Origin of the sequence: Polaribacter reichenbachii, assembly GCF_001975665.1 — a bacterium.
In the GTDB taxonomy this organism is placed as follows: Bacteria; Bacteroidota; Bacteroidia; order Flavobacteriales; family Flavobacteriaceae; genus Polaribacter; species Polaribacter reichenbachii.
Genome location: NZ_CP019419.1, coordinates 4,047,312 through 4,072,831, shown reverse-complemented (window position 1 = coordinate 4,072,831; position 25,520 = coordinate 4,047,312). Strand labels below are relative to the sequence as shown.

At 31.7% G+C, this 25,520-nt stretch carries 14 protein-coding genes; 5 read left to right on the top strand and 9 right to left on the bottom strand.

Translation table 11 applies throughout. The annotated features are described in order from the left end of the window. The first annotated feature begins 24 nt into the window (after positions 1-24). Entirely contained in the window at positions 25-597 is a 573-nt protein-coding gene (locus tag BW723_RS17365; RefSeq protein ID WP_139059073.1) for a thioredoxin family protein, read from the top strand. 62 nt (positions 598-659) lie between these two features. On the opposite strand, the gene BW723_RS17360 is transcribed toward BW723_RS17365, so the two are convergent. The 8 genes from BW723_RS17360 to BW723_RS17325 form a co-directional block, all read right to left on the bottom strand. Next, positions 660-1,766 carry an OmpA family protein gene (locus tag BW723_RS17360; RefSeq protein WP_068358274.1) on the bottom strand — a complete coding sequence of 369 codons (1,107 nt, stop codon included), beginning with the start codon at positions 1,764-1,766 and terminating at the stop codon, positions 660-662. 181 nt (positions 1,767-1,947) lie between these two features. After that, a complete protein-coding gene (locus tag BW723_RS17355; protein ID WP_068358271.1) occupies positions 1,948-3,048 on the bottom strand; it encodes an OmpA family protein in 1,101 nt (366 codons plus the stop codon). 93 nt (positions 3,049-3,141) lie between these two features. Beyond that, positions 3,142-4,038: a Ppx/GppA phosphatase family protein gene (locus tag BW723_RS17350; protein ID WP_068358268.1), complete on the bottom strand. Its 897-nt coding sequence runs from the start codon at positions 4,036-4,038 to the stop codon at positions 3,142-3,144. Between the two features lie 7 nt (positions 4,039-4,045). Then, positions 4,046-4,534, bottom strand: coding sequence for a SixA phosphatase family protein (locus BW723_RS17345; RefSeq protein ID WP_068358264.1), 489 nt, complete (start codon positions 4,532-4,534; stop codon positions 4,046-4,048). Between the two features lie 32 nt (positions 4,535-4,566). Then, positions 4,567-5,214 (bottom strand): pyridoxamine 5'-phosphate oxidase, encoded by a 648-nt coding sequence (gene pdxH / locus BW723_RS17340; protein ID WP_068358261.1) that lies wholly within the window; start codon positions 5,212-5,214, stop codon positions 4,567-4,569. A gap of 288 nt (positions 5,215-5,502) precedes the next feature. Further along, positions 5,503-15,171: a choice-of-anchor A family protein gene (locus BW723_RS17335; protein ID WP_076686445.1), complete on the bottom strand. Its 9,669-nt coding sequence runs from the start codon at positions 15,169-15,171 to the stop codon at positions 5,503-5,505. 1,008 nt (positions 15,172-16,179) lie between these two features. Next, entirely contained in the window at positions 16,180-16,725 is a 546-nt protein-coding gene (locus BW723_RS17330; protein ID WP_068359610.1) for a hypothetical protein, read from the bottom strand. Positions 16,726-17,056: 331 nt separating this feature from the next. Continuing rightward, on the bottom strand, positions 17,057-18,499 hold the full coding sequence (locus BW723_RS17325) for a sodium:solute symporter (RefSeq protein WP_068359608.1): 1,443 nt from the start codon (positions 18,497-18,499) through the stop codon (positions 17,057-17,059). Positions 18,500-18,592: 93 nt separating this feature from the next. On the opposite strand from BW723_RS17325, the gene recR reads away from it, so the two are divergent. Next, complete coding sequence (gene recR / locus BW723_RS17320; RefSeq protein WP_068359606.1) at positions 18,593-19,210, top strand: recombination mediator RecR; 618 nt, start codon at positions 18,593-18,595, stop codon at positions 19,208-19,210. Between the two features lie 582 nt (positions 19,211-19,792). Here the strand turns inward: recR and BW723_RS17315 are convergent. Further along, positions 19,793-20,623, bottom strand: coding sequence for a universal stress protein (locus BW723_RS17315; RefSeq protein WP_068359604.1), 831 nt, complete (start codon positions 20,621-20,623; stop codon positions 19,793-19,795). Between the two features lie 196 nt (positions 20,624-20,819). Here BW723_RS17315 and rimP point away from each other — a divergent pair, with 196 nt between their 5' ends. From rimP to infB, 3 genes are read left to right on the top strand one after another with little or no spacing between them, the layout of a single operon-like run. Next, positions 20,820-21,281: a ribosome assembly cofactor RimP gene (gene rimP, locus BW723_RS17310; RefSeq protein WP_068359602.1), complete on the top strand. Its 462-nt coding sequence runs from the start codon at positions 20,820-20,822 to the stop codon at positions 21,279-21,281. Positions 21,282-21,292: 11 nt separating this feature from the next. Further along, positions 21,293-22,549, top strand: a complete 1,257-nt coding sequence (gene nusA / locus BW723_RS17305; RefSeq protein WP_068359601.1) for a transcription termination factor NusA — start codon at positions 21,293-21,295, stop codon at positions 22,547-22,549. A gap of 60 nt (positions 22,550-22,609) precedes the next feature. Then, positions 22,610-25,474 carry a translation initiation factor IF-2 gene (infB, locus tag BW723_RS17300; protein ID WP_068359599.1) on the top strand — a complete coding sequence of 955 codons (2,865 nt, stop codon included), beginning with the start codon at positions 22,610-22,612 and terminating at the stop codon, positions 25,472-25,474. Positions 25,475-25,520 lie beyond the last annotated feature (46 nt).

Genomic DNA, 25,520 nt, shown 5'->3' with positions numbered 1-25,520 from the left:
TTAAAATGATTACTTAACAATTATATGACACAATATTATTTAGCATGTCACGGTTTAAATTTTAATAATGGTATTATTTTTGATATTTTTGAAGAAACTAAATGTATTATGAATAAATTAATAGGAATTTTTATTATTGGTTTGTTAACCATACAAAGCTCATTCTCTCAAGAAATAGCTGTAAATACGCTAGAGGTTAATGAGTTTAGTAAAGATAACTTAAATTGGATTCCTACTTATAAGGAAGCTTTAAAGAAAGCTAAAAAGGAAAGAAAAGTTGTTTTAATTTATTTTACGGGGTCAGATTGGTGTGGTCCTTGTAAAATTCTAGATAAAGATTTATTTAGTACAGAAAAGTTTAAAAATTTATCTGACAAAGAATTGGTGCTTTTAGAAGTTGATATACCAAGAAGAAGAGATTTGGTTGCACCAGCTAAAATGAAAGAAAATTTATATTTACAGAAAAAATATAAAGTAAAATCTTTTCCTAATTTAATGATGGTTAATTCTAGAGGGAAAAAATTAGCAGAGAAAAAGGGATATGTAATGACAGAGTATTATTATCCTTATTTTGAATCTGTAATAAAAAAGTATTAAAAACAAAAAAAACGAAGCAAATTATTGCTTCGTTTTTCGTTTTATATAGGGTATAAGAACTTTTATTGTTGATTAACTACTCTAAATGTAGTTCTTCTATTCTCTGCGTGTTCAGATTCTGAACAAACAACTCCATCAGCACATCTGTTTAATAATTTAGACTCACCAAAACCAGTACCTGATAATTGACTTGAGTTAATTCCTTTAGAAATTAAGTAAGCTCGTACAGCTTTTGCTCTTCTATCAGATAAATTTTGGTTGTTAGCTTTTGTTCCTCTTGAGTCTGTATGAGATTCTAGCGCAATTGCAACACCTTCTTCTAAGATTGGTAATAATCTAGAATCGATAATTCTTTTTGCAGCAGGCGTTAATGTAGCGCTGTTTAAGTTCCAGTTTATTGGTAATGGAGTATTATCTACTAATTCACATTCAACTTCTTTCCATGATGTTAATCCACCTTTGTTTACTAAAACTTCTTTTTGAACGCTTTTAAATTCTGCAGGTACAGTAACTTCTTCTTGCCAAGCATCTTTAACTAAAACTGTTTTTTGAACAGTACCATAAACAGCCGGAATTGTAACCGTTTTTGTAGTTTCTTTTTGTACAATAACTTTTCTGTTATAAGATTTTTCGAAACCTGCTACTTTTGTAGTTTCTGTTTTAGCATCTGAAGCTAATTTTGTTAATGGTATAGTAACATAAGTTGCCGGTACTGGTTTATAACACCAATATCTACAATCATTTGGGTCGCTAGATTCACAACCTGGTTTTCTACCACTCATTTGCCAACTAGCAGATGTAGCTTTTGTTTCTATAGTTTTAGAATCTTGTGAAAAAACTGCTTTTATAACATTTAATTTGTTAGCATCTTCTTTTGCAATATAGCTAATTGCTTTAGTTTCCCAAACTGCAGGTACAATCTCTAATTTTTCGGTAGCTTCTTTAATTAATACTTTTTCGGTTACAGTTTTGTATTCTGCTGGATGAGTAACGATTTTCTTGTATGCAGGAGATATTTCTATTGTTACTTGCTCGTTTTTCCATACTTCTGGAGTTTTACACATTACGTAACATTTACCTGGTTCTGGATTTTGAGGTAATGTTAACACTTGTGAAAATGCACTTGCTGTTAAAAGCAAAAATGCGCTGCTTAATAAAAATTTTTTCATGATTTAAACTGGTTTTTGTTTTTTTTGTTAGTAAAACTTTAATTGTTATAGTTTTGACACAAAATTTTCAGGAAGTCACAAAAAAAAATGAAAATTAATTTTAAGAAATATTTAACATATAGTTATATAAAAAAAACGAAGCAAATGTGCTTCGTTTTTTATTAATAAGTTTTTTATTTGATTAGTTTTGATTCACAACTCTAAAAGTTGTTCTTCTATTAACAGCATGCTCATTTTCTGAACAAACAACACCATCAGAACATTTGTTTAGTAATCTAGATTCTCCAAAACCTTTAGCATATAATTGGCTTAAGTTAATTCCTTTAGAGATTAAATAATCAGTTACTGCTTTTGCTCTTCTATCAGATAAAGCTTGATTATCACTTTTAGTACCTCTCATATCTGTGTGAGATTCAATAAATACTGCCATACCTTGTTTTAAAATAGGTAATAACCTTGCATCGATAATTCTTTTAGCGCCCTCGTTTAACACAGCACTAGAAAAATCCCAATTAATTGGTAATGGAGTATTATCGACTAACTCACAGTCTACAGCTTTCCAAGAAGTTAAACCTCCTTTTTTAACTAAGATTTCTTTTGTAATTGATCTGTATACAGCTGGTACTATAATTTCTTCTTTTCTAGCATCACTAACTAAAACTGTTTTTTCAATTGTTTTATAAACTGGTTCAGTTTTTACGATAGAAGTTGTTGGTGGTTTTACCATTACTTTTCTTTGGTAAGTTTTTCTAATTCCTGGAATAGGAATTTCTACAACACTTGCATCACTTTGAAGTTTTTCTACTGGCATTGTTTTAAATTCTGCAGGTAATGGTTTATAACACCAATATCTACAATCATCTGGATTATCTGAATTACAGTTTGGTAATTTTTCGCTCATTTGCCAGCTAGCAGATGCAGCTTTAATTTCTACAGTTTCAAAACCTTGTACAAAAACAGCTTTTTGTGCTTCTAATTTAGAAGCATCTTCTTTTTCAAAGTAAGTAACTTCTTGAGAACCCCAAACAGCTGGCACAATTAAAATTTCTTGACCTGCTTCTTTAATAAGAACTTTTTCTTGAATTGTTTTATACTCAGCAGGATAAGTGATGATTTTTTTATATTCTGGAGCTACAGCTACTTGAACTGTTTCATTTTTCCATATATCTGGAGTTTTACAACGAACATAACACTTTCCCGGCTCAGGGTTTTCTGGTAAATCTTGCCCATAAACAAAAGCAGCTACCAGTAACAAAACAATACTAAGTAATTTTTTTTTCATGATTTTTAACATTAACAAATACTTTGAATTCAGTGATTAACATTAAGCCAAATGTACTAAAAACATTTAAAAACCGAGTGTAAAAATGAGAATTTATATCTTATTGTAGAATAAACTTTTTATAATTCCGTCTGAAAGACCAATTTTTGGAACGTATATTTTACTAGCTCCACTCCATTTCATGGCAGAAAGATAAATTTTAGTAGCAGGAATTATAACATCGGCTCTATCTGGGTTTAAACTTAATTCAGAAACTCGCTCTTGATAACTCATCTTTTTTAAGAACTGATATTGTGCATTTAAGTAGATGTAAGAAATTGGTTTTCCTTCTGTTCTACCAGACATTTTAAAGAGCTTATTGATGTTACCTCCTGAACCAATTAAAGCTAAATTTTTTAAATCTTTAGTATTTTTTTTAATCCATTTTTCAACATCAGCAAAAATCGCTTTGTTAACCGATTTTTTGTTGTTTAATAAACGAACTGTACCCATTTTAAAGGATTTTGATGTTGTAATCTTCCCTGCCGAAAAAATAGTAAATTCTGTACTTCCACCACCAACATCAACATATAAATAAGAATTGTCTCCGCTAATAAGTTTGCTTAAATCTGTAGAAGATATAATTGCAGCTTCTTCTTTACCACCAATAATATCTATTTGTACACCAGTTTTATTTAAAATTTGTGCTACTACTTCTGCTCCGTTTTTTGCTTCTCTCATTGCAGAAGTAGCACAGGCTTTGTACTTTTCTACGTTATGTACTTTCATTAAAAGTTTAAAAGCCTCCATAGCATCGATCATTCGAGTAATATTTTCATCACTGATAATGCCTTTTACAAAAGAATCTGCACCCAATCTTATTGGAACACGAACTAAAGATGATTTTTTAAACTGAATATCATTCCCTTTTTTAATAACAATATTAGAAACTAGAAGTCTTATTGCATTTGAACCAATATCTATGGCACCATATTTTTTTATTTCTAACAAGCCGAAATTATTTTAGATTTTTAGGGAATTCTACCATAAAAGTTTTACCTTTTTTGATGTTTTTCCAATGTTTTTCTTCGAATTGAATACCAATAATTCCACAAGTAGTTACATGTGCAATAGGTTTATTACCAAATTTATTTACAAAAGTATTGATACCATGATCATGACTAAAAATAATTGCGGAGTTAAAAGCATCATCTAAAGCGCATACTGTTTTTACCAAATAACCATCACTAAAGCTATACAACTGTCTATTTATTTGAAGGTTAGCTAAAGGGTATCCCATGTTTTCGCAAAATATAATAGATGTATGTAAGGCTCTATTTGCACTACTAGATACAAAAACATCTGGTCTTTCAATATTTTTTGCCAAATACTTAGACATTAAATGGGCATCCTTAATTCCTCTTTTTTTTAGAGGTCTATCTATATCATCAATTCCTGAATATTCCCAAGAAGATTTTGCATGACGAACTATATAAAGTGTTTTCATTTAATTTGGTTAATGAATTGTAAATATAAAAATTAAGGTGCTAATCGCTCTAATTTCCAAGAGAAATCTTTTTGTAAAGAATATCTTAATCTATCATGCATTCTATTTGGCCTGCCTTGCCAAAATTCTATAGAAATAGGTTTTACTAAATATCCTCCCCAATGATCTGGTCTTAAAATTTCTTTACCTTCAAAGTTTCTTTCGAACATTTTTAGGTTCTTGTCTAATTCTTCTCTCGACGAAACTACCGTACTTTGGTTAGATGCCCAAGCACCTAGTTTGCTACCATCTGGTCTAGATTCAAAATAACCATCAGATAGATTTTCTGCTAATTTTTCTGCCTGTCCTTTAATTATGATTTGTTGTTCTAAACTTGGCCAAAAAAAAGATAAACAGATATTGCTATTCTTTTCTATTGCTTTTCCTTTTTCTGAAGTATAATTACTGTAAAATATAAACCCTTCCCAAGTTATTTTTTTTAATAATACAACTCTATTTTTAGGAAAACCATCTAAACCAATTGTAGAAATATGCATTGCATTTGTTTCTTCTACACTTTCTGATTCGTCTGCATTTCTAAACCAGGTTTGAAATAGTTCTATAGGATTTTCTGGACAATTATTTTCTAAGAGTTCTTGTTTTTCGTATGATTTTCTATAGTTGCTTAAATCTTGTGACATCTTCCGTTTGTTGTTGATACAAAAATACGAATGTTAATTGAATCAAAAACTTATTTATAAAATGAAAAAGTGAAATGTCAAATATTGATTTTCTTTTTTTAAAGGAGAGGGAGTTGTGGTAAACAAAAAAGAGAGCTGATAAATCAGCTCTCTTGGAGTCAATAGTTTCAAATTAATACCCCTAAAAATTATTCAAACTATTGATTTTTTGTAGACACCTTAAAAGGTTAAAGTCTTAAGGTGTCTTTTAATAAATAAATCCCCCAACTTATTTACACTTATTTATATCTATCTAAAAATAATTTTAGATGTTCCATAATCAGTTTCTGGTGATGTTACTTGTAATAACATAACGCCTGTTTTTACTTTAAAGTTATACTCTAATTCGTTTTTACCAGCGTTTAACTGAGTTTTACCTTTGTAAATTACTTTACCTGTTACATCAGATAAAGTTACTGTAGCTTCTGTATCAGTTTCACTGAATAACAATAAGTTTACATTTCCTTTTGATGGGTTAGGGTAAGCCATAAACTCATTTTCAAAAGTTTCGATTTTTTCGATGATTTGATCTTCGTTTGCAATCTTCGTAAACTTCACATCAGAGATTTCTAAATCTAATTCAGTTGTGTTTGCTTCAACAGGTAAAAAAGTAAAGGTTAACATTGTTAAATCTTCTGCAGTTAATTTTTCTTGAGTTGCGCTTGATGTAAATACATCAAAAGGAACATAGTATGTTTGCTCTTCTTCAGATAAATCTACCATTACTTTATATTGAGCTGTCCAATCTTCGATTGATGATTTTAGTAAACCTAATTCCATTAATCCAGATCCTTTAGCTGTAAAGGCTACATAATTGTACTCAGAATAATCTGCTGATAAAGTACCAGGTAATAATGATTTGTATACTGTTAAGTAATCATAATCACTTGTTGCTTGTAACTCTACACTTCTGTTGATTGTATATTCATCATCTTGATATTCTCTATCAAAATCATTCCAAACAAAGTAGTTCTTGATTTCTGTGTATCTAGAATCATAATCTAATCCCCAGTTACCATCTGCGTGATAGAATGCATCTTCAACTTCATCTTCAACTTTAATTAAAGCATCATACTCATAACCATCTGCAATATCAACTCTTAAACTCTGTTGAATTTCTGTACTTACAGTATTATATCTGTGTTTGATGTTATTTGCAGTTTCAGAATACAATTCAACCATAGAAATATCTGCAGTATTACCTTCTTCTGTACTTCTTAATGCTACAACTAATTCTCCTTTATCTCTGTAAATTTTAGAAGCATACGTTTCTGGAAACTTCTGTACTTCTGTTTGTGCAACAGGAATATAAGTTTTTAAGTTGTTTAAAATATCAGCAACTAACTTCTGAGTATCAGCTGGTCTTGTAGACCATACTTGGAAGTTATACACATCATTAAACTTAGTATAATTGTTAACATACCAGTTCGTTTGAATGGTATAATTTGCATCGTTATTATTCTTAGCAGTTGCAAAAGAGATTGCATATTCTATCTCACCACTTCTTTGTTTGATACCTTGCATTAAGAAATTATACCCTTGAATTTGTACTTTCTGAATGTTTAAAATCTCAGCACCTCTTAAACGATCACAAGACGCTTTAGTGTGATTATAAATTTTATCAGAAGTTTTAATTCCTAAAACAACACCTTTTGTTTCACCATTTAAAGAGAAATCTACAGACAATACTTCATCAGCAATTGTGTAATCTAAGATATCTGTAGGCGAAGTAACGTTTGCTACATTACCAGCATATAATTGCGCTGGGAACATATCTAACATTGTTTGTCCTTTACCTTGGTAAGGTTGTTTTGATTTTAATTTTGCTTTGTTAAATAAGTTTTCACTTGATTTTACAAATTGAGTTGGTACAGAATTCTTTTTTCTACCTACGTAGATTTTAGAGATTGCATCACCTAAAGATTCAGATTCAACACCACCAGAGTTTCCTCCAGAAGTTCCACCTGTTGGCACGATATATGCAAAATCTTGATCTAAGTTATCTTCACCTTGTGCTAAGTTAATGGTACTATTGTTTGGAGTACCAACACTATCATCATCATAAGTTTGTACTAAATCAGCTGGAGTTTTACCTGCAGGGATACCAGAAGTTACAGTACTAACATCAACAGAAACAGTGTAAGTTCCAGCTGGTAAATTATCGAATAAATAATTACCATTTGCATCTGTAATTGTAGTTACATCATCACTAGCATCACCAGGAGTTCCTGGATCTAAAGTTACAGTTGCACCACCTAAACCAGCTTCGCTTGCATCTTTAATTCCATCTCCATCTGTATCATACCAAACTGTATCTCCTATAGAACCTAAACCATTATCACCAACATAACCAAAGTCTTGGTCTAAGTTATTTTCTCCAGAAGCTAAAGTTACATCACTTGTATTGGCAGAACCTGTTCCGTCATTATCATAAGTTTGTACTAAATCTGCAATTGTTACTCCTGTAGGTAAACCACCAGTTACTGTGCTTACATCTACAGTTACTGTGTAATCTCCTGCATCCAAATCATCAAATAAATAGTTACCATTTACATCTGTTGTAGTGGTTACATCATCACTTGCATCTCCAGGAGTTCCTGGGTCTAAAGTTACAGTTGCTCCTTGTAAACCATTTTCACCAAGTAAAGAACCATCACTATTTGCATCATACCAAACAGTATCACCAATACTTCCTAATAATGGAGTAACCGTAAAAGTTACATCATCAGAAGTAGCAGCACAATCACCATCCGCAGCAATTGTATAACGAATTACAACAGTTGTATCAGTATTGATATCATCTGGAGTATATGTTGTTCCAGAAATAGAACCACCACCAGATACGATAGACCAAGTACCACCAGTAGGAGCACCTGAAAGTGTTTTAGTTTCGTCTTCTGTAATTGAAGCAGTAGAAGTTGTGTTATCCGCAACTACATCACACACTGGAGTTACTGTAAAAGTAACATCATCAGTGGTTGCAGCACAAGAACCATTTTCAGCAATTGTATAACGAATTACAACAGTAGTATCATTATTGATATCATCTGGAGTATATGTTGTTCCAGTAATAGAACCACCACCAGACACGATAGACCAAGTACCACCAGCAGGCGAACCTGAAAGCGTTTTAGTTTCATCTTCTGTTATAGAAGCTGTTGATGTTGTATTATCAGCAGTTTCACAAACTTGTGTAACTATAATATCAATTGTATCAATATCACTTAAAGAAGTAATACAATTATCCATAGATGTCATAGTTAAAATGTCTGTACCATAAAAACCTGAATTTGGACTATAAACTAAGGTTCTTAAGTAAGAATTTATTACTCTTTCTGTACCTGTAATTGTAATATCTCCAGGGCCATTAAATGTAACAGGACTGTTATTGCTAACTCTTACAATAACTCCTAAAGTTCCATTAGATACTGTTAACCTTACTTTAGCGATATCAGAATCAGGGTCTGTAACACTTATACCGCTAATACTATGTCTTACAGTATTTTCAGATATTGTTTGAGTTCCTGGCACTGTATTTACTGGGTTGTTACAAACTGGAGAAACCGTAAACGTTACATCATCAGAAGTAGCAGCACAGTCACCATCCGCAGCAATTGTATAACGAATCACGACAGTAGTATCAGTATTGATATCATCAGGAGTATAAGTTGTTCCAGAAATAGAACCACCACCAGATACGATAGACCAAGTTCCACCAACAGGCGCACCTGAAAGTGTTTTAGTTTCGTCTTCTGTTATTGAAGCAGTAGAAATAGTGTTATCAGCAACTACATCACAAACAGAAGTTATTGTAAAAGTAACATCATCAGTTGTAGCAGCACAGTCACCATCCGCAGCAATTGTATAGCGAATTACAACAGTTGTATCCGTATTGATATCATCTGGAGTATAAGTTGAACCTGAAATAGAACCACCACCAGACACGATTGACCAAGTACCACCAGCAGGCGCACCTGAAAGTGTTTTAGTTTCGTCTTCCGTGATTGAAGCATTAGAAGTAGTATTATTCGCAACTACATCACAAACAGGAGTTACTGTAAAAGTAACATCATCAGTTGTCGCAGCACAATCACCATCCGCAGCAATTGTATAACGAATTACAACAGTTGTATCAGTATTGATATCATCTGGAGTATATGTTGTTCCAGAAATAGAACCACCACCAGATACGATTGACCAAGTACCTCCAGCAGGCGCACCTGAAAGTGTTTTCGTTTCATCTTCTGTTATAGAAGCTGTTGATGTTGTATTATCCGCAACTACATCACAAACAGGAGTTACTGTAAAAGTAACATCATCAGTTGTAGCAGCACAGTCACCATCAGCAGCAATTGTATAACGAATCACGACAGTAGTATCAGTATTGATATCATCTGGAGTATAAGTTGTTCCAGAAATAGAACCACCACCAGAAACGATAGAGAACGTTCCACCAGCAGGAGAACCGCTTAAAGTTTTCGTTTCACTTTCCGTAATTGAAGCAGTAGAAGTTGTATTATCAGCAACTACATCACAAACTGGAGTTACTGTAAAAGTAACATCATCAGTGGTTGCAGCACAGTCACCATCCGCAGCAATTGTATAACGAATCACTACAGTTGTATCAGTATTGATATCATCTGGAGTATATGTTGTTCCTGAAATAGAACCACCACCAGATACGATTGACCAAGTACCACCAGCAGGCGCACCTGAAAGCGTTTTAGTTTCATTTTCTGTTATTGAAGCAGTAGAAGTTGTATTATCAGCAACTACATCACAAACTGGAGTTACTGTAAAAGTAACATCATCAGTGGTTGCAGCACAGTCACCATCCGCAGCAATTGTATAACGAATCACTACAGTTGTATCAGTATTGATATCATCTGGAGTATAAGTTGTTCCAGAAATAGAACCACCACCAGATACGATAGACCAAGTACCACCAGTAGGAGCACCTGTTAAAGTTTTTGTTTCATCTTCAGTGATAGAAGCAGTAGATGTTGTATTATCAGCAACTACATCACATACAGGAGTAACAGTAAATGTAACATCATCAGAAGTTGCAGCACAGTCCCCATCAGCAGCGATTGTATAACGAATCTCTACAGTTGTATCAGTATTGATATCATCTGGAGTATATGTTGTTCCTGAAATAGAACCACCACCAGATACGATTGACCAAGTACCACCAGCAGGCGCACCTGAAAGCGTTTTAGTTTCATTTTCTGTTATTGAAGCAGTAGAAGTTGTATTATCAGCAACTACATCACAAACTGGAGTTACTGTAAAAGTAACATCATCAGTGGTTGCAGCACAGTCACCATCCGCAGCAATTGTATAACGAATCACTACAGTTGTATCAGTATTGATATCATCTGGAGTATAAGTTGTTCCAGAAATAGAACCACCACCAGATACGATAGACCAAGTACCACCAGTAGGAGCACCTGTTAAAGTTTTTGTTTCATCTTCAGTGATAGAAGCAGTAGATGTTGTATTATCAGCAACTACATCACATACAGGAGTAACAGTAAACGTAACATCATCAGAAGTTGCAGCACAGTCCCCATCAGCAGCAATTGTATAACGAATTACCACAGTAGCATCAGTGTTGATATCATCTGGAGTATATGTTGAACCGTTAATAGTTCCACCACCAGACACGATTGACCAAGTTCCACCAACAGGCGCACCTGAAAGTGTTTTAGTTTCGTCTTCTGTTATAGAAGCTGTTGATGTTGTATTATCAGCAACTACATCACAAACTGGAGTTACTGTAAAAGTAACATCATCAGAAGTAGCAGCACAGTCACCATCCGCAGCAATAGTATAACGAATTACAATAGTTGTATTTGTGTTGATATTATCTGGAGTATAAGTTGTTCCGTTGATAGTTCCACCACCAGACACGATTGACCAAGTACCACCAGCAGGCGCACCTGAAAGTGTTTTAGTTTCGTCTTCCGTAATAGAAGCAGTAGACGTATTGTTATCCGCAACTACATCACAAACCGGAGTAACCGTAAAAGTAACATCATCAGTTGTAGCAGCACAGTCACCATCCGCAGCAATTGTATAACGAATTACAACAGTTGTATCCGTGTTGATATCATCTGGAGTATAAGTTGAACCTGAAATAGAACCACCACCAGACACGATTGACCAAGTTCCACCAGCAGGCGCACCTGAAAGTGTTTTAGTTTCGTCTTCTGTAATTGAAGCAGTAGAAGTAGTGTTATCAGCAACTACATTACAAACAGGAGTAACCGTAAAAGTCACATCATCAGAAGTCGCAGCACAATCACCATCCGCAGCAATAGTATAACGAATTACAATAGTTGTATTTGTGTTGATATTATCTGGAGTATAAGTTGTTCCGTTGATAGTTCCACCACCAGACACGATTGACCAAGTACCACCAGCAGGCGCACCTGAAAGTGTTTTAGTTTCGTCTTCTGTTATAGAAGCTGTTGATGTTGTATTATCAGCAACTACATCACACACTGGAGTTACTGTAAACGTAACATCATCAGAAGTCGCAGCACAGTCACCATCCGCAGCAATAGTATAACGAATTACAATAGTTGTATTTGTGTTGATATTATCTGGAGTATAAGTTGTTCCGTTGATAGTTCCACCACCAGACACGATTGACCAAGTACCACCAGCAGGCGCACCTGAAAGTGTTTTAGTTTCGTCTTCTGTTATAGAAGCTGTTGATGTTGTATTATCAGCAACTACATTACAAACAGGAGTCACTGTAAAAGTAACATCATCAGTTGTAGCAGCACAGTCACCATCCGCAGCAATTGTATAACGAATCACTACAGTAGTATCCGTATTGATATCATCAGGCGTATAAGTTGTTCCAGAAATAGTACCACCACCAGAAACGATAGACCAAGTACCACCATTTGGAGCACCAGTTAAAGTTTTTGTTTCATCTTCAGTGATAGAAGCCGTAGACGTTGTATTATCAGCAACTACATCACACACAGGAGTCACTGTAAAAGTAACATCATCAGTTGTAGCAGCACAGTCACCATCCGCAGCAATTGTATAACGAATTACAACAGTTGTATCAGTGTTGATATCATCTGGAGTATATGTATTACCAGAGATAGAACCACCACCAGAAATGATAGACCAAGTACCACCAGCAGGTGAACCTGAAAGTGTTTTAGTTTCACCTTCTGTGATTGAAGTTGTAGATGTAGTATTGTCAGCTACATCACAAGATACTTCAGCACAATTGATTAAAGCAGGTGTGAAATTAGCAGTGTGAACTTGTCCACCTGCATGATTAAAAGATAAACCAATTACTTGACCTTCTAAATTAGATTGATTAACAGTTTTATTAATATTTGCAAAAGGAGCAAAAACTGAACCAACAATGGTTGGGTTACCTACAATATTAAGCGTTGTTGCGTTATAAAAATTGTAAATAATATAAGGTGCATTTTGCTGAGAAATAGCAGATTGATTCCAAACATCCCAGTTAAAAGTTCCAGATGCATTTACGTTAACTACTAAAACTTTAGAAGCACTTGGTGCATTGTTAAACGTAATAACATCAACATTGTTTAAATCTGTACCAGTAACATTTAAATAGTTAATACCATCTTGTAAATTAATTTTTATTTGATTTGGTAAAGAAGTATTAGAAATAGATTGCCCATTAGCATTAGTTAATTGAGCATTATTCGCATTTTGAGACAATGTTATAGAATTGGCTTGTAGTGTTTGAAATGCACTTGTAAAGTCTATTAAATTACTTTCAAATACAGGGTTATTTGTAGCTGAAACATTTAAATTATTCGCGTTAGTTTGTAAGTCAATTCTAGGTGTAGAATTGTAATTAGTACTTGGTGTTATTCTTATATTTGAATATGCGTTATTTTGATCTGTATACCAAACATTAGATCCTTGGCCATTACCAATTTTAACATAGCTATTACTATTTACTTGTAAAGAATTACCAGATTGATAATTTATTTTACCACCAACTAATAAACCAATAGGAGTATTGTTAACTTGAAAAGTACCTGGGTTATTAATTGCAACTTGGTAGTTACCTAAAACAGTTAAATCTCCTCCAGTAGCAACGCTACCTTCTGTTTCGTTTGTTTGTAAACTTAAACTGTTTAAAGTAAAAATATTAAAATCTAATGCAGGTGCTGTAGGGCTAGTCCTATCACAATTTAAACTAGTTACATTAAAAGTAACATCGTCAGTTGTTGCAGCACAAGATCCATCAGCAGCAATTGTATATCTTAAGGTTACTGTTGTATTAGTATTTACATCGTCTGGAGTATATGTAGTGCCATTAATAGCACCACCACCAGAAACAACAGACCAAGTACCACCTGAAGGTGAACCAGTTAAAGTTTTTGTTTCGCTTTCTGTAATTGAAGCTGTTGTTGTTGTGTTATCAGCAACATCGCAACTAACACAAACACTTACTTCTACAGCATCTAAATCGTAATCTGTATTGTTTATATTTCCTTTATCAAAAGCTAAATATCTAAAAGCAGAATTTGATGTTACAGTAGTTGTTATAAAACTAGTAGATGAAGTACTAGGTGAGGTTGGATGATTTGTAAAACCAGAGTTAGAAGAAGTAGATTCAGATAAATCAATATATGCAGTTCCACTTGCTCCACTTTTCTTTTTCCAAGTAATTTTGTATTCAGTTCCAGCAGGGAAAATCTGATTAAAATCTAAAATTAATTGTTGATTACTGCTATGTATTTCTGCATAATTACCATCTGCAGCACCTGAAACATTATTTCTTCCGTTTACATTATTTTGATCACTTTGATATGTTGCATAAACAGATGTACAACTTTGCCCTGTATTTGGAGGAATTGTAACTGTATAATCTGTATAACAACCATCTATATTTGTAAACACTCTAACAATATATGTACCACCAGTTGATGCGCCAGTTGATAAAATTGTTGATGGTAATGAACCTGGGATTTCAGTGGCAGTTACAATAGTTGTTGGTCCATTATAGCTTCCTGCATTTGCTGAACTTATTCCATAATATAAACCGCCAGAATTTGAATCTAATGTAATTTTCCCATTATTACCAGAAGTAGCAGCGCTAACACTAGTAGTAATAGAAGGAGGAGTAGGACAACAGTCTGAAGAAGTATTTTCGTTTAATAATACTTCAGGTTGATTACTGTTATTTTCTGGTAATAACCAAAAAACCTCAGAAGGTTGTAATGTTCCGTTGTTTACCCAGTTTATTAGGTTACTTACAGAGTAAGTATTACCACTATTACCAGTCCAAGTGTAATTATAGTTACTTGTGTCTAAATTGTTTGTCCAATGCCAAACTGTTACTGCAATTGCTCTATGAAAATTATCTGTAAGAGATGAAGGTTGTGAACTTGGAGCATAACTTGAATGTGTCATTACAGCCAGAGTACGTTGTACTTTATCTAAAATTTGATTAGTTGTATAATTATTATTAGCAAAACTAATATCTGTACTAGGTGTTAAGGTAGTATTATAAATATCATCAACATCTGGAGCATCATCATTTAAGCTTAAACAAAAAGAAGGGACACCACTATTATTAATAGTAGATCTCGAAATTCCCCAACTACTATCTTCTGTAATAATTAAAGAAGTTTCAGGAGAACATACACCAGTTCTATTTGTATATGAGTTAATTATAGATAAATCTTCTACAGCAAATTTAGTATTTGACTTAGCGCTCGATTGTGCATTCTGACGTATACTCATTTTACCTTGAGAATCATCGGATATACTATTTTGACTTTGAGCATAGAAACCTAAAGAAGTAAATAAAATTACAAGAACTAATAAATTCTTAAAACGCCTTAAATTAAGATAAGGGTTAAGCTTTTTGGTTTGATAAAGAGTAATTTGTTTTTTCATAGTGTGAAAAATTATAATTAGGGTTACAATTTTTATTTTCCTTGATGCAAGACTTTAGAGGTTTTGGATTTAGGGATAATATTAATTGTTAGATTTTGATTTTATTGTATCTTCTAATAGATGTAAAAAATGGAGTAAAACAAAAAATGACCAAATACTTTATTACATAGTATTTAGTTCAATTTCTAATTTAGATTTGTTAGATAAATTGTTAGAGATTTTAGTTACTGAGGTTTTCAGTATTTTCTTTGGCTTAAGGGTTACACTTTTCTTCATTAAAAAAGTTTTAATTAGGGTTAATAACTTTTAATTATTTAAACCAAAATTAATTAATTTTAGTTTATTGTTAATTTAAATTCGTTCAATATAGAAAGTATTAGGGTGAAATACATTTTTATATAGACGTTAATAACTATTAATTATTGAAGATTGGGGCTGTTTTAGTGTTTCAATTCTAAAACCAAATATTAAAACTTTTGCAAATATATAAAAAATATTTAAACTAAAAAGTTTTACATATTAATTATCAAACAATTAATATATAATATGGTTCTAAAAAAGATTTTTTTTTGTTGTACTCATAGGTTAGGGGGTTTGGATTAATACTAACAAATATAATAAAAAATATGTTATAAATTCAATTTTTCCACTTTTTTTGAGGGTAAAAGTTTGTTGAATAGAATTGGTATTCAGAAAGTTGAGGCTTTTATATCGGTTTTTGTAATACAGGTTTTGTATTAAATACCTATAATTTTATTAAAAAAAAATAAATGGAAGGTTTAAAATGTTAAGCAGAATTACTTTTATGACTATTAAATGGTACCGGAATATGGTGTTGAAAAAAAAGGGGTTTTATTTCTTTGAATAGTTGTCTTTTGTTGATATATGTTTTTTTTTATTTTTTAAGTTTTTCTAATATTATCAAAAGCTGCGAAAAAAAACTCTAACTATTGACTGATTTTGACCATTAATATTTAAAGAAGTTGCGTTATAATAGGAATTATAATATTAGTAAAGGGCATCGCTACCAAAAGAATCATTTTTAAGAATATTAGTTCTATTATTGGAGTTATCTTCATCTACAGCAATGGCATCTGTTGCTGCAGTAGGTAAATCGATTTTAGGGGTAACAGTTGCCATAATCTCTGCAGATGAGATACCTCCGTTGTTATCAATATTTGAATAATTAATTGTGTCAGTTCTGTTAAATTTTTTATTTGTAGTATTATTTAGATCAGTTATTTTAACTCCTCCAAATTTGTTGTTCTCCACGTTTTTATATTGATATGGATTATGTTTTGATGTAGTAATCATTTTATTAGAAATCGTTATTGCGCTGTCATTGTGTAAAGTAGCGATTTTTTGTTCTTGCCAATAAGAGCTTGTATTAAAATGATTAGTGTTTTTCCAATTTAATTGGTGATTTACCAAAAAAGAGTTTTTATCTATTGTTAACTTGATTTTCTTTTCTGCGCTAAAGTTAGAAGGATAGATTGATGTAATAGAAAGCAAAATAATACACATTACAAACGATAATTTGTGTTCAGGTTTCATATCTGGGGGATGTGATGATTAAAATTATTAGTAAATTAAAAAATACAGTGAATTTTTAAATGAATAGTAACTTAAATCGTTGAAAGAGTTTTTCTTTTAAGCAATTTGAGTAGAATGAAGGGAAACTACTTAAAAAAATAGTTTCTAAAAACAATAAAATTGATTGAACTGAGTGGTTTAAACTTAGACTGGAATGAGTAAAGATTTTCATAATTATGGGGGAATTAAATTATGACATAAATATATGTAAAAAGAATTAAATTACAGTTGATATTGAAGTTTAGTTTATTTTGTAGAAATTACTTGAGTATTGTATTTATTAAATCGTAGATTATAAGTTTTTTGATTTTTTAAGAAAGAGTAAACCTATAAAAGTAATTGCCCCATTTAAGATTAAGAGTGCAAAGCCAAAGTCGAAATTAAAGTGTTTTAGGCACAAAAAGTTTACTAAAAATGTGATAAAAGGAGAGGAGATACAAATTAATGGTACAAATTTGTCTTTTACTTTTAATTTGGTGAAGAGTCCAAATGCATATAAACCTAAAAGTGGGCCATAAGTATAGTTCGCAAATGTGAATATTTTAGCGATAACACTTTCATCAGCAATAAAATATTTAAAAATAAGAATGGTTGCAATTAAAATGAAAGAAAAGATGATATGTATTTTCTTTCTTGTTTTTTCTTGTTCTACTTGATCTTTATTTTTATCAATTTCTAAAATATCAATACTAAAAGAAGTGGTTAAAGAAGTTAAGGCAGAATCTGCACTAGAATATGCAGCAGCAATTAACCCTAATAAAAAGAAAATAGCAGTTGCTAAACCTAAAGTTCCTTTTGTAGCTATTATTGGGAATAATTGATCTTTATGTGCGTCAATTCCGTTTTTCTGAGCATAGTCTGTTAAAAGTACTCCTAAAGCTAAAAAGAAAAAGTTTACAATTACTAAAACAATAGTAAACCAAAACATATTTTTCTGTGCATCTTTTAAGTTTCTGCAAGTCAGGTTTTTTTGCATCATATCTTGGTCTAAACCAGTCATTACAATAGCTACAAAAGCACCTGCTAAAAAGCGTTTCCAGAAATAATCGCCAGTTTTTATATTATCAAAAAAGAAGGTTTTAGAAAGCTTGTTGTCAGTAATATAAGAGAATATGTTTGATATTTGTAATTCATCAGAAATCGTATAAATACAAACACCAACTGCAATTAACATAAATAAAGTCTGTAGAGTATCTGTCCAGACAATAGTTTTAATTCCGCCTTTAAAAGTATAGAGCCAAATCAATAAAATAGTTATGGTTACTGTTACCCAAAAAGGAATTCCGTAAGCATCAAATAATAAAAGTTGAAGTACGTTTGCTACTAAAAACAGACGAAAAGCTGCACCAATTGTTCTTGATAATAAGAAAAAAGAGGCTCCTGTTTTGTAAGAATATTTTCCAAATCTATCTTCTAAATAGGTGTAGATTGATGTTAAATTAAGTCGATAATAAAGTGGTAATAACACCAAACCAATTACGGCATAACCAATTACATAGCCTAAAACCATTTGCATGTAACTCATACTTTGTGCTTCTACCCAACCAGGAACAGAAATAAATGTAACTCCAGAAAGCGAAGCCCCAATCATACCAAAAGCAACTAAATACCAAGGAGAAGAATTGTTTGCCTTAAAAAAAGTTTTGTTATTGGCAGATTTTCCTGTGATGTAAGAAATAAGAATAAGTACAGTAAAATAACCTACTATTAATAAGATGATGTGAAGTGGTTGCATATTTATTATCGATGATCAATTCTAAACCACGAATATAGTCTTTTGTCTTTTTTCTTGATTCTTTTTTCTATAGAAGTTGTAATTTTGCAAACTATGGATTTTTCATCGAAGATTTTAGAAAATGCAGTGAATGAGGTTTCGCGTTTGCCAGGAATAGGTAAGCGAACAGCTTTGCGTTTGGTGTTGCATTTACTAAAACAACCTGCAGAAAATACAAAATATTTATCTGAAGCCTTATTACATTTAAGAAATGATGTAAAAACTTGCGAAAAATGTCATAATATTTCTGATACAGTTTTGTGTGATATTTGCCAAAATCCAAAAAGAAATCCAGAAATTGTTTGTGTAGTTGAGGATATTAGAGATGTGATGGCTATAGAAAGTACTGCTCAGTTTAAAGGATTATATCACGTTTTAGGAGGTAAAATATCACCAATAGAAGGTATTGGGCCTCAAAATTTACAAATAGACTCTTTGATTAATAAAGTTGAACAAGGAAAAGTTAAAGAGTTAATTTTTGCCTTAAGTTCTACAATGGAAGGTGATACCACTAACTTTTATATTTATAAGCAACTTCAAAAATTTGATATTACAACATCTACAATAGCAAGAGGTATTGCAGTAGGGGATGAGTTAGAATATGCAGATGAGGTTACTTTAGGTAGAAGTATTATTAATAGAATTCCTTTTGAGCAAAGTATAAGAGGTTGATTTGAATTATTTTGGAAGTTATGTTTATAAACAATTTGTAAAAAATGTTTATAAATATTTTTTTAAGTATTAATATTAATACCTCTTTCTATTATATTTGTAGTACAAAGTAGTACAAAGTAGTACAAAGTAGTACAAAGTAGTACAAAGTAAAGTTTATTTAGAATTTGTATTATGTTGTAATAAGAAAAAAGCCGATTGCAGTAACAATCGACTTTTTAAAATTTGGAAGTTAATGAGCTGTTATGATTAGACTAATGTGTTGTCTTATATAATTCTTTTCAGTTTTACATTTTTTGATAAAACCTTTCTTCCGGTTTAAGATTGAGTCTGCTAAACTCGGTCTAGAATAGCTAATGAGACTACCTTCGAAATCCTACACTTCAAAGGTAGTTTTTATTCTGTTAAGCTAAATGTTAGACTTATTCACAAAAACCTTGAAGTTTTTAACAAAAAAATCAATTTATACTTTTTTTGAAAATAAAAGCAAAAGTATAAACAACTTATTATCAATTAATTAAATTAAATAATCGTTGAGACCCCTTGATTTTACTAACATTCTTAAAATTAAACTTTCAAAACCTAAACTTTAATTGTTAAAATAGGTTTTAATGCTTTTTTAGATAAAGTTTTGGTTACGCTTGCAGAAAATATATGAGATAATCCGCTTCTACCATGCGTGCTTAAAGCAATTAAATCTGCATCTATATCTCTAGAAAAATTTAAAATTCCTTTGTTAATTGTGGCATCATTATAGATATTTATAGAATATTTTGGTAGGTCGAAATCTTTAATAAAGTTTGTTATTTTTTCTTTAGCTTCTTGTGTACTTTCAAATCTAGAAGGTGTATTTACTTTTAATAAATGAATCTCGCTTTTAAAGTGATTTGCAAAATCTAAAAACTTTTTAAATACTGCTTTTTTGTCTTCATTTTTAAAACTAGAAGCAAAAACTAAATTTCTCATTCTAAATTTCTCATTATCTCTCTTTACAACAATAACAGGTACTTTAGAGGTTCTTACCACTTTCTCTGTATTAGAGCCAATAAGTATTTCTTCAAACTTAGAATGTCCTTTAGAACCCATCACAATTAAATCTGCATCAATTTTATCTGCATATTCTAAGATACCTTCGTGAGGCTGTTGCAGTTTAATAATATGATGAACTTCTGTTTTTTTATGGAAAAACTTTTCTTTAAATTCTAGCATACGTTCTCTAACTTTTCTTAAATATAACATACTTTCAGGAATGCTAAATTTACTGCCTGCACCCATATCTACAACACCAGTTGGTAATTCTATCATATGTAATAAATACACTATACTGTTCGATTCTTTAGCAATTCTTGCAGCCATTTTAGAAGCGAATTCAGACTTTTTAGAAAAATCTATAGGGACCAATATTTTTTCCATAATTACATTATTTTAGGTTAAATAAATGAGATATTTAAAGTTACAAAAATAATTGGATATAATTCAGTTTGATAAATACTAAAGAATTCGTATATTTGCACCGATTTTAATAATAAATGAAGAATGTAGGGGACTTAAAGTCCCCTCTTTTTATACTCAAAATCAATATTTTTTGAGGTGTTTATAAAATTATAAAATGGATCAAAACAAAATAAAAGATTTAGTAGACGAAGCATTAGCCTTAAATGAAAGTTTGTTTTTGATTGATTTATCAATATCTGTAAACAATAAAATTCAAGTTACTGTTGATGGTGATAATGGAGTTCCTTTAAGCGAATGCATTAGAATTAGTAGAAATGTAGAGCATAATTTAGATAGAGAAGAAGAAGATTTTTCTTTAGAAGTAACCACTCCAGATATTTCTCATCCTTTAAAAGAAAAAAGACAGTACAAAAAGAATTTAAATAGAATATTAAAAGTTAAAATAGCAGACCAAGAGTTAGAAGGAACTCTAACAGAAGCAGATGATGAAAAGATTGTGTTAAATTGGAAAGCTAGAGAACCAAAACCAATAGGTAAAGGAAAAGTTACTGTTCAAAAAACGGCAACTGTAGCATATAAAGATATTAAAGAGGCAAAAGTGAAGATTGTATTTTAAGTAAAGATGTAATGGAAAATATAGCGTTAATTGATTCGTTTTCAGAATTTAAAGATAATAAAAGTATAGACAGAGTAACATTAATGTCTATTTTAGAAGAAGTATTTAGAGCTGCTTTAAAGCGTAAGTTTGGTTCAGATGATAATTTTGACATTATTATTAACCCAGATAAAGGAGATTTAGAGATTTGGAGAAATAGAGTTGTTGTTGCAGATGGCTTTTCTGAAGATGATAATGAAGAGATAGAATTAGCTGAAGCAAGATTAATTGAGCCAGATTTTGAAATCGGTGAAGATGTATCTGAAGAAGTAAAATTAATAGATTTAGGAAGAAGAGCAATTTTAGCGTTACGTCAAAACCTAATTTCTAAAATCTACGAGCACGATAGTACAAATATCTTTAAGCATTTTAAAGAATTAGAAGGCGATTTGTATAGTGCAGAAGTGCACCACATTCGTCATAATGCAATCATTTTATTAGATGATGATGGTAATGAGATTGTTTTACCAAAAAGTGAGCAAATTCGTTCAGATTTCTTTAGAAAAGGAGATTCTGTAAGAGGTGTTATAAAAACAGTAGAATTAAGAGGTAATAAGCCTGCAATTATTCTTTCTAGAACATCACCAGCATTTTTAAATAAATTGTTTGAGCAAGAAATTCCTGAGGTTTTCGATGGTTTAATTACTGTAGAAGGTGTTGCAAGAATTCCTGGTGAAAAAGCAAAAGTAGCTGTAGATTCTTATGATGATAGAATAGATCCTGTAGGAGCCTGTGTAGGTGTTAAAGGTTCTAGAATTCACGGAATTGTACGTGAGTTAGGTAATGAAAATATCGATGTTATCAACTATACCAAAAACGAACAATTGTTTATTTCAAGAGCATTGAGCCCTGCAAAAGTGACATCAATGGAAATAACAATGTATGAAGAAGAAAAAAATGGTAAAAAAGGACGAGTAAGTGTACTTTTAAAACCAGAAGAAGTTTCTAAAGCAATTGGTAGAGGTGGTGTTAATATTAGATTGGCAAGTGAGTTAACTGGTTACGAAATAGACGTTCAAAGAGAAGGTTTAGAAGAAGAAGATGTAGAGTTAACAGAATTTATCGATGAAATCGAAGACTGGGTAATTACAGAATTCAAGAAAATTGGTTTAGATACAGCAAGAAGCGTCTTAGAAACAAGCGTTGCAGAGTTGGTAAAAAGAACCGATTTAGAAGAAGAAACAATTATAGACGTTCAAAGAATCTTAAAAGAAGAATTCGAGGACTAATTATAGTATATAAGTAAGGTAAAAAGTATATTTTTACAAAAATAAAGTTAAAAAGAATATATGTCTGAAGGCAAAACAATGAGGCTTAATAAGGTTTTAAGGGAATTAAACATTTCTCTTGATAGAGCTGTCGAATTTTTAGCAGGTAAAGGTCATGAAATAGAATCAAGACCTACCACTAAAATTACGGGAGATGTTTATCAAGTTTTACTTGATGGCTTTGAAACAGATGCGAACAAGAAAGCCGCATCTAAAGAAGTAGGAGAGGAAAAACGTAAAGAGAAAGAAGCAATTCGTTTAGAAGCTGAAGCTAAGTTAGAAAAGAAAAGAGCAGAAGAAGCAAAGAAAGAAGAAATTCTTAAAGCCAAGGCAGATAGATTCGAGTTGAAAACTGTTGGTAAAATCGATATCGATAATGTTGGTAAAAAACCTGTCGAGAAAAAAGAGGAAGTAAAGGAAGAACCTAAAGAAGAGGTTGTTGCTAAAACTGAACCTATAATCGAAGAAAAAGAACCAGCAAAGGTAGAAGAAAAAGAAACACCTGTAGTTGAAACTCCTAAAGAAGAAACTCCAGTTGTTGAAAAACCTGTTGTAGAAGCACCAAAGGTTAAAAAAACAGTTTCAGAAATTGAAAAAGCTGCATCTAAAGTTACTGAGAAGAAAAATGAAGTAAGAAAAGGCAATACTAAATCAGAAGAAAAAACTGAAGAAGTTACTGCTGAAAATGCTGAATCTATTAAAACTCAATATAAGAAATTAGATGGGCCAAACTTTACAGGTAAAAAGATTGATTTAAAGCAATTTGAAAGACCTAAAAAGAAAAAACCAGAGGTTAAAAAACCAGCTGCTGCAGATGCTAAGAAAAAGCGTAAGCGTATAAGCAAACCAAATACTTCTAACAACAATAGAAGTAACCCAAATAATAGAGGTGGTCAAGGAAATAACAGAGGTGGTCAAGGTAATAATAGACCAGGATTTAGAGGTAGAGGAAACCAAAGAACACCTGTTAAAAAAGAAGAACCTACAGAAGCTGAAATCCAAAAACAAGTAAGAGAAACTCTAGAAAAACTACAAGGTAAATCTTCTAAAGGAAAAGGAGCAAAATACCGTAGAAATAAAAGGGATGCACATAGAGAGCAAACTGAAGCAGAATTAGAAGCACAATCATTAGATAATAAAATCTTAAAAGTAACAGAATTTGTTACTGTAAGTGAGGTAGCTACAATGATGAATGTACCAGTTACTCAAATTATTTCTTCTTGTATGATGTTAGGAATGATGGTAACTATGAACCAGCGTTTAGATGCTGAAACATTAGTTATTGTTGCAGAAGAATTTAATTACAAAGTAGAATTTGTAGGTGCAGAAGTAGAAGAATCTATTGAAGAAGTAGAAGATAAACCAGAAGATTTAGAAACTCGTGCTCCAATTATTACTGTAATGGGTCACGTAGATCATGGTAAAACTTCTTTACTAGATTATATTAGAAAAGCAAATGTAATTGAAGGTGAAAGTGGAGGAATTACGCAACATATTGGAGCGTATTCTGTAAATGTAGGCGATCAAAAAATTGCATTTTTAGATACACCAGGTCACGAAGCCTTTACAGCAATGCGTGCCAGAGGTGCTCAAGTAACAGATTTAGTTATTATTGTAGCTGCAGCAGATGATGATGTAATGCCACAAACAAAAGAGGCTATTTCTCACGCACAAGCAGCAGGTGTGCCAATTATTTTTGCAATTAATAAGATTGATAAGCCTAATGCAAATCCTGATAATGTAAAAACACAATTATCTCAAATGAATTTGTTGATAGAAGAATGGGGTGGAAATATCCAATCTCAAGATATATCAGCAAAAACAGGTCAAGGTGTTGATGAACTTTTAGAAAAGGTATTATTAGAAGCAGAAATTTTAGAATTAAAAGCGAATCCAAATAAAAATGCAGTTGGTACTGTGGTAGAAGCTCAGTTAGATAAAGGTAGAGGTTATGTAACCACAATCTTAGTTCAGGCAGGTAGCTTAAGAGTTGGAGATTATATTTTAGCGGGTAAACATAGTGGTAAAGTAAAAGCTATGTTTAATGATAAAGGTAAAAAATTAAAAATAGCAGGGCCATCAACTCCAGTTTCAATTTTAGGTTTAGATGGTGCTCCACAAGCAGGTGATAAGTTTAATGTATTTGAAGATGAAAGAGAAGCAAAACAAATTGCCTCTAAACGTTCTCAATTACAACGTGAACAATCTGTTAGAACTCAGAAAACATTAACTTTAGATGAAATTGGACGTAGAATTGCACTTGGTGATTTCAAAGAATTAAACATTATTCTTAAAGGAGATGTGGATGGTTCTGTAGAAGCATTAACAGATTCTTTCCAAAAATTATCAACTGAAGAAATTCAAGTTAATATTTTACATAAAGGTGTTGGAGCCATTACAGAAAGTGATGTATTATTAGCAACAGCTTCAGATGCAATTATTGTTGGTTTTAATGTAAGACCACAAGGAAATGCAAGAGCAGTTGCAGATAGAGAAGAAGTAGATATTAGAACATACTCTATTATTTATGCTGCCATTAACGACTTAAAAGACGCTATGGAAGGAATGTTATCTCCTGAAATGAAAGAAGAGGTTGTTGGTAATGTTGAAATTAGAGAAATTTATAAGATTTCTAAAGTTGGTAACATTGCAGGTTGTATGGTAATGTCTGGTAAAATACAAAGAGATTCTAAAATTAGAATTATTAGAGAAGGTATTGTTGTTCATGATGGTACTCTTACTGCTTTAAAACGTTTTAAAGATGATGTAAGAGAAGTTACCAAAGGATATGATTGTGGAGTTCAGATTAAAAACTTTAATGATATTGAACAAGGTGATATTATTGAAGCTTATATGGAAGTTGCAGTAAAAAAGAAATTGAAATAATATCTCTTTTTTAAATAATTAAAAAAACACCAAAACTTAAATAGTT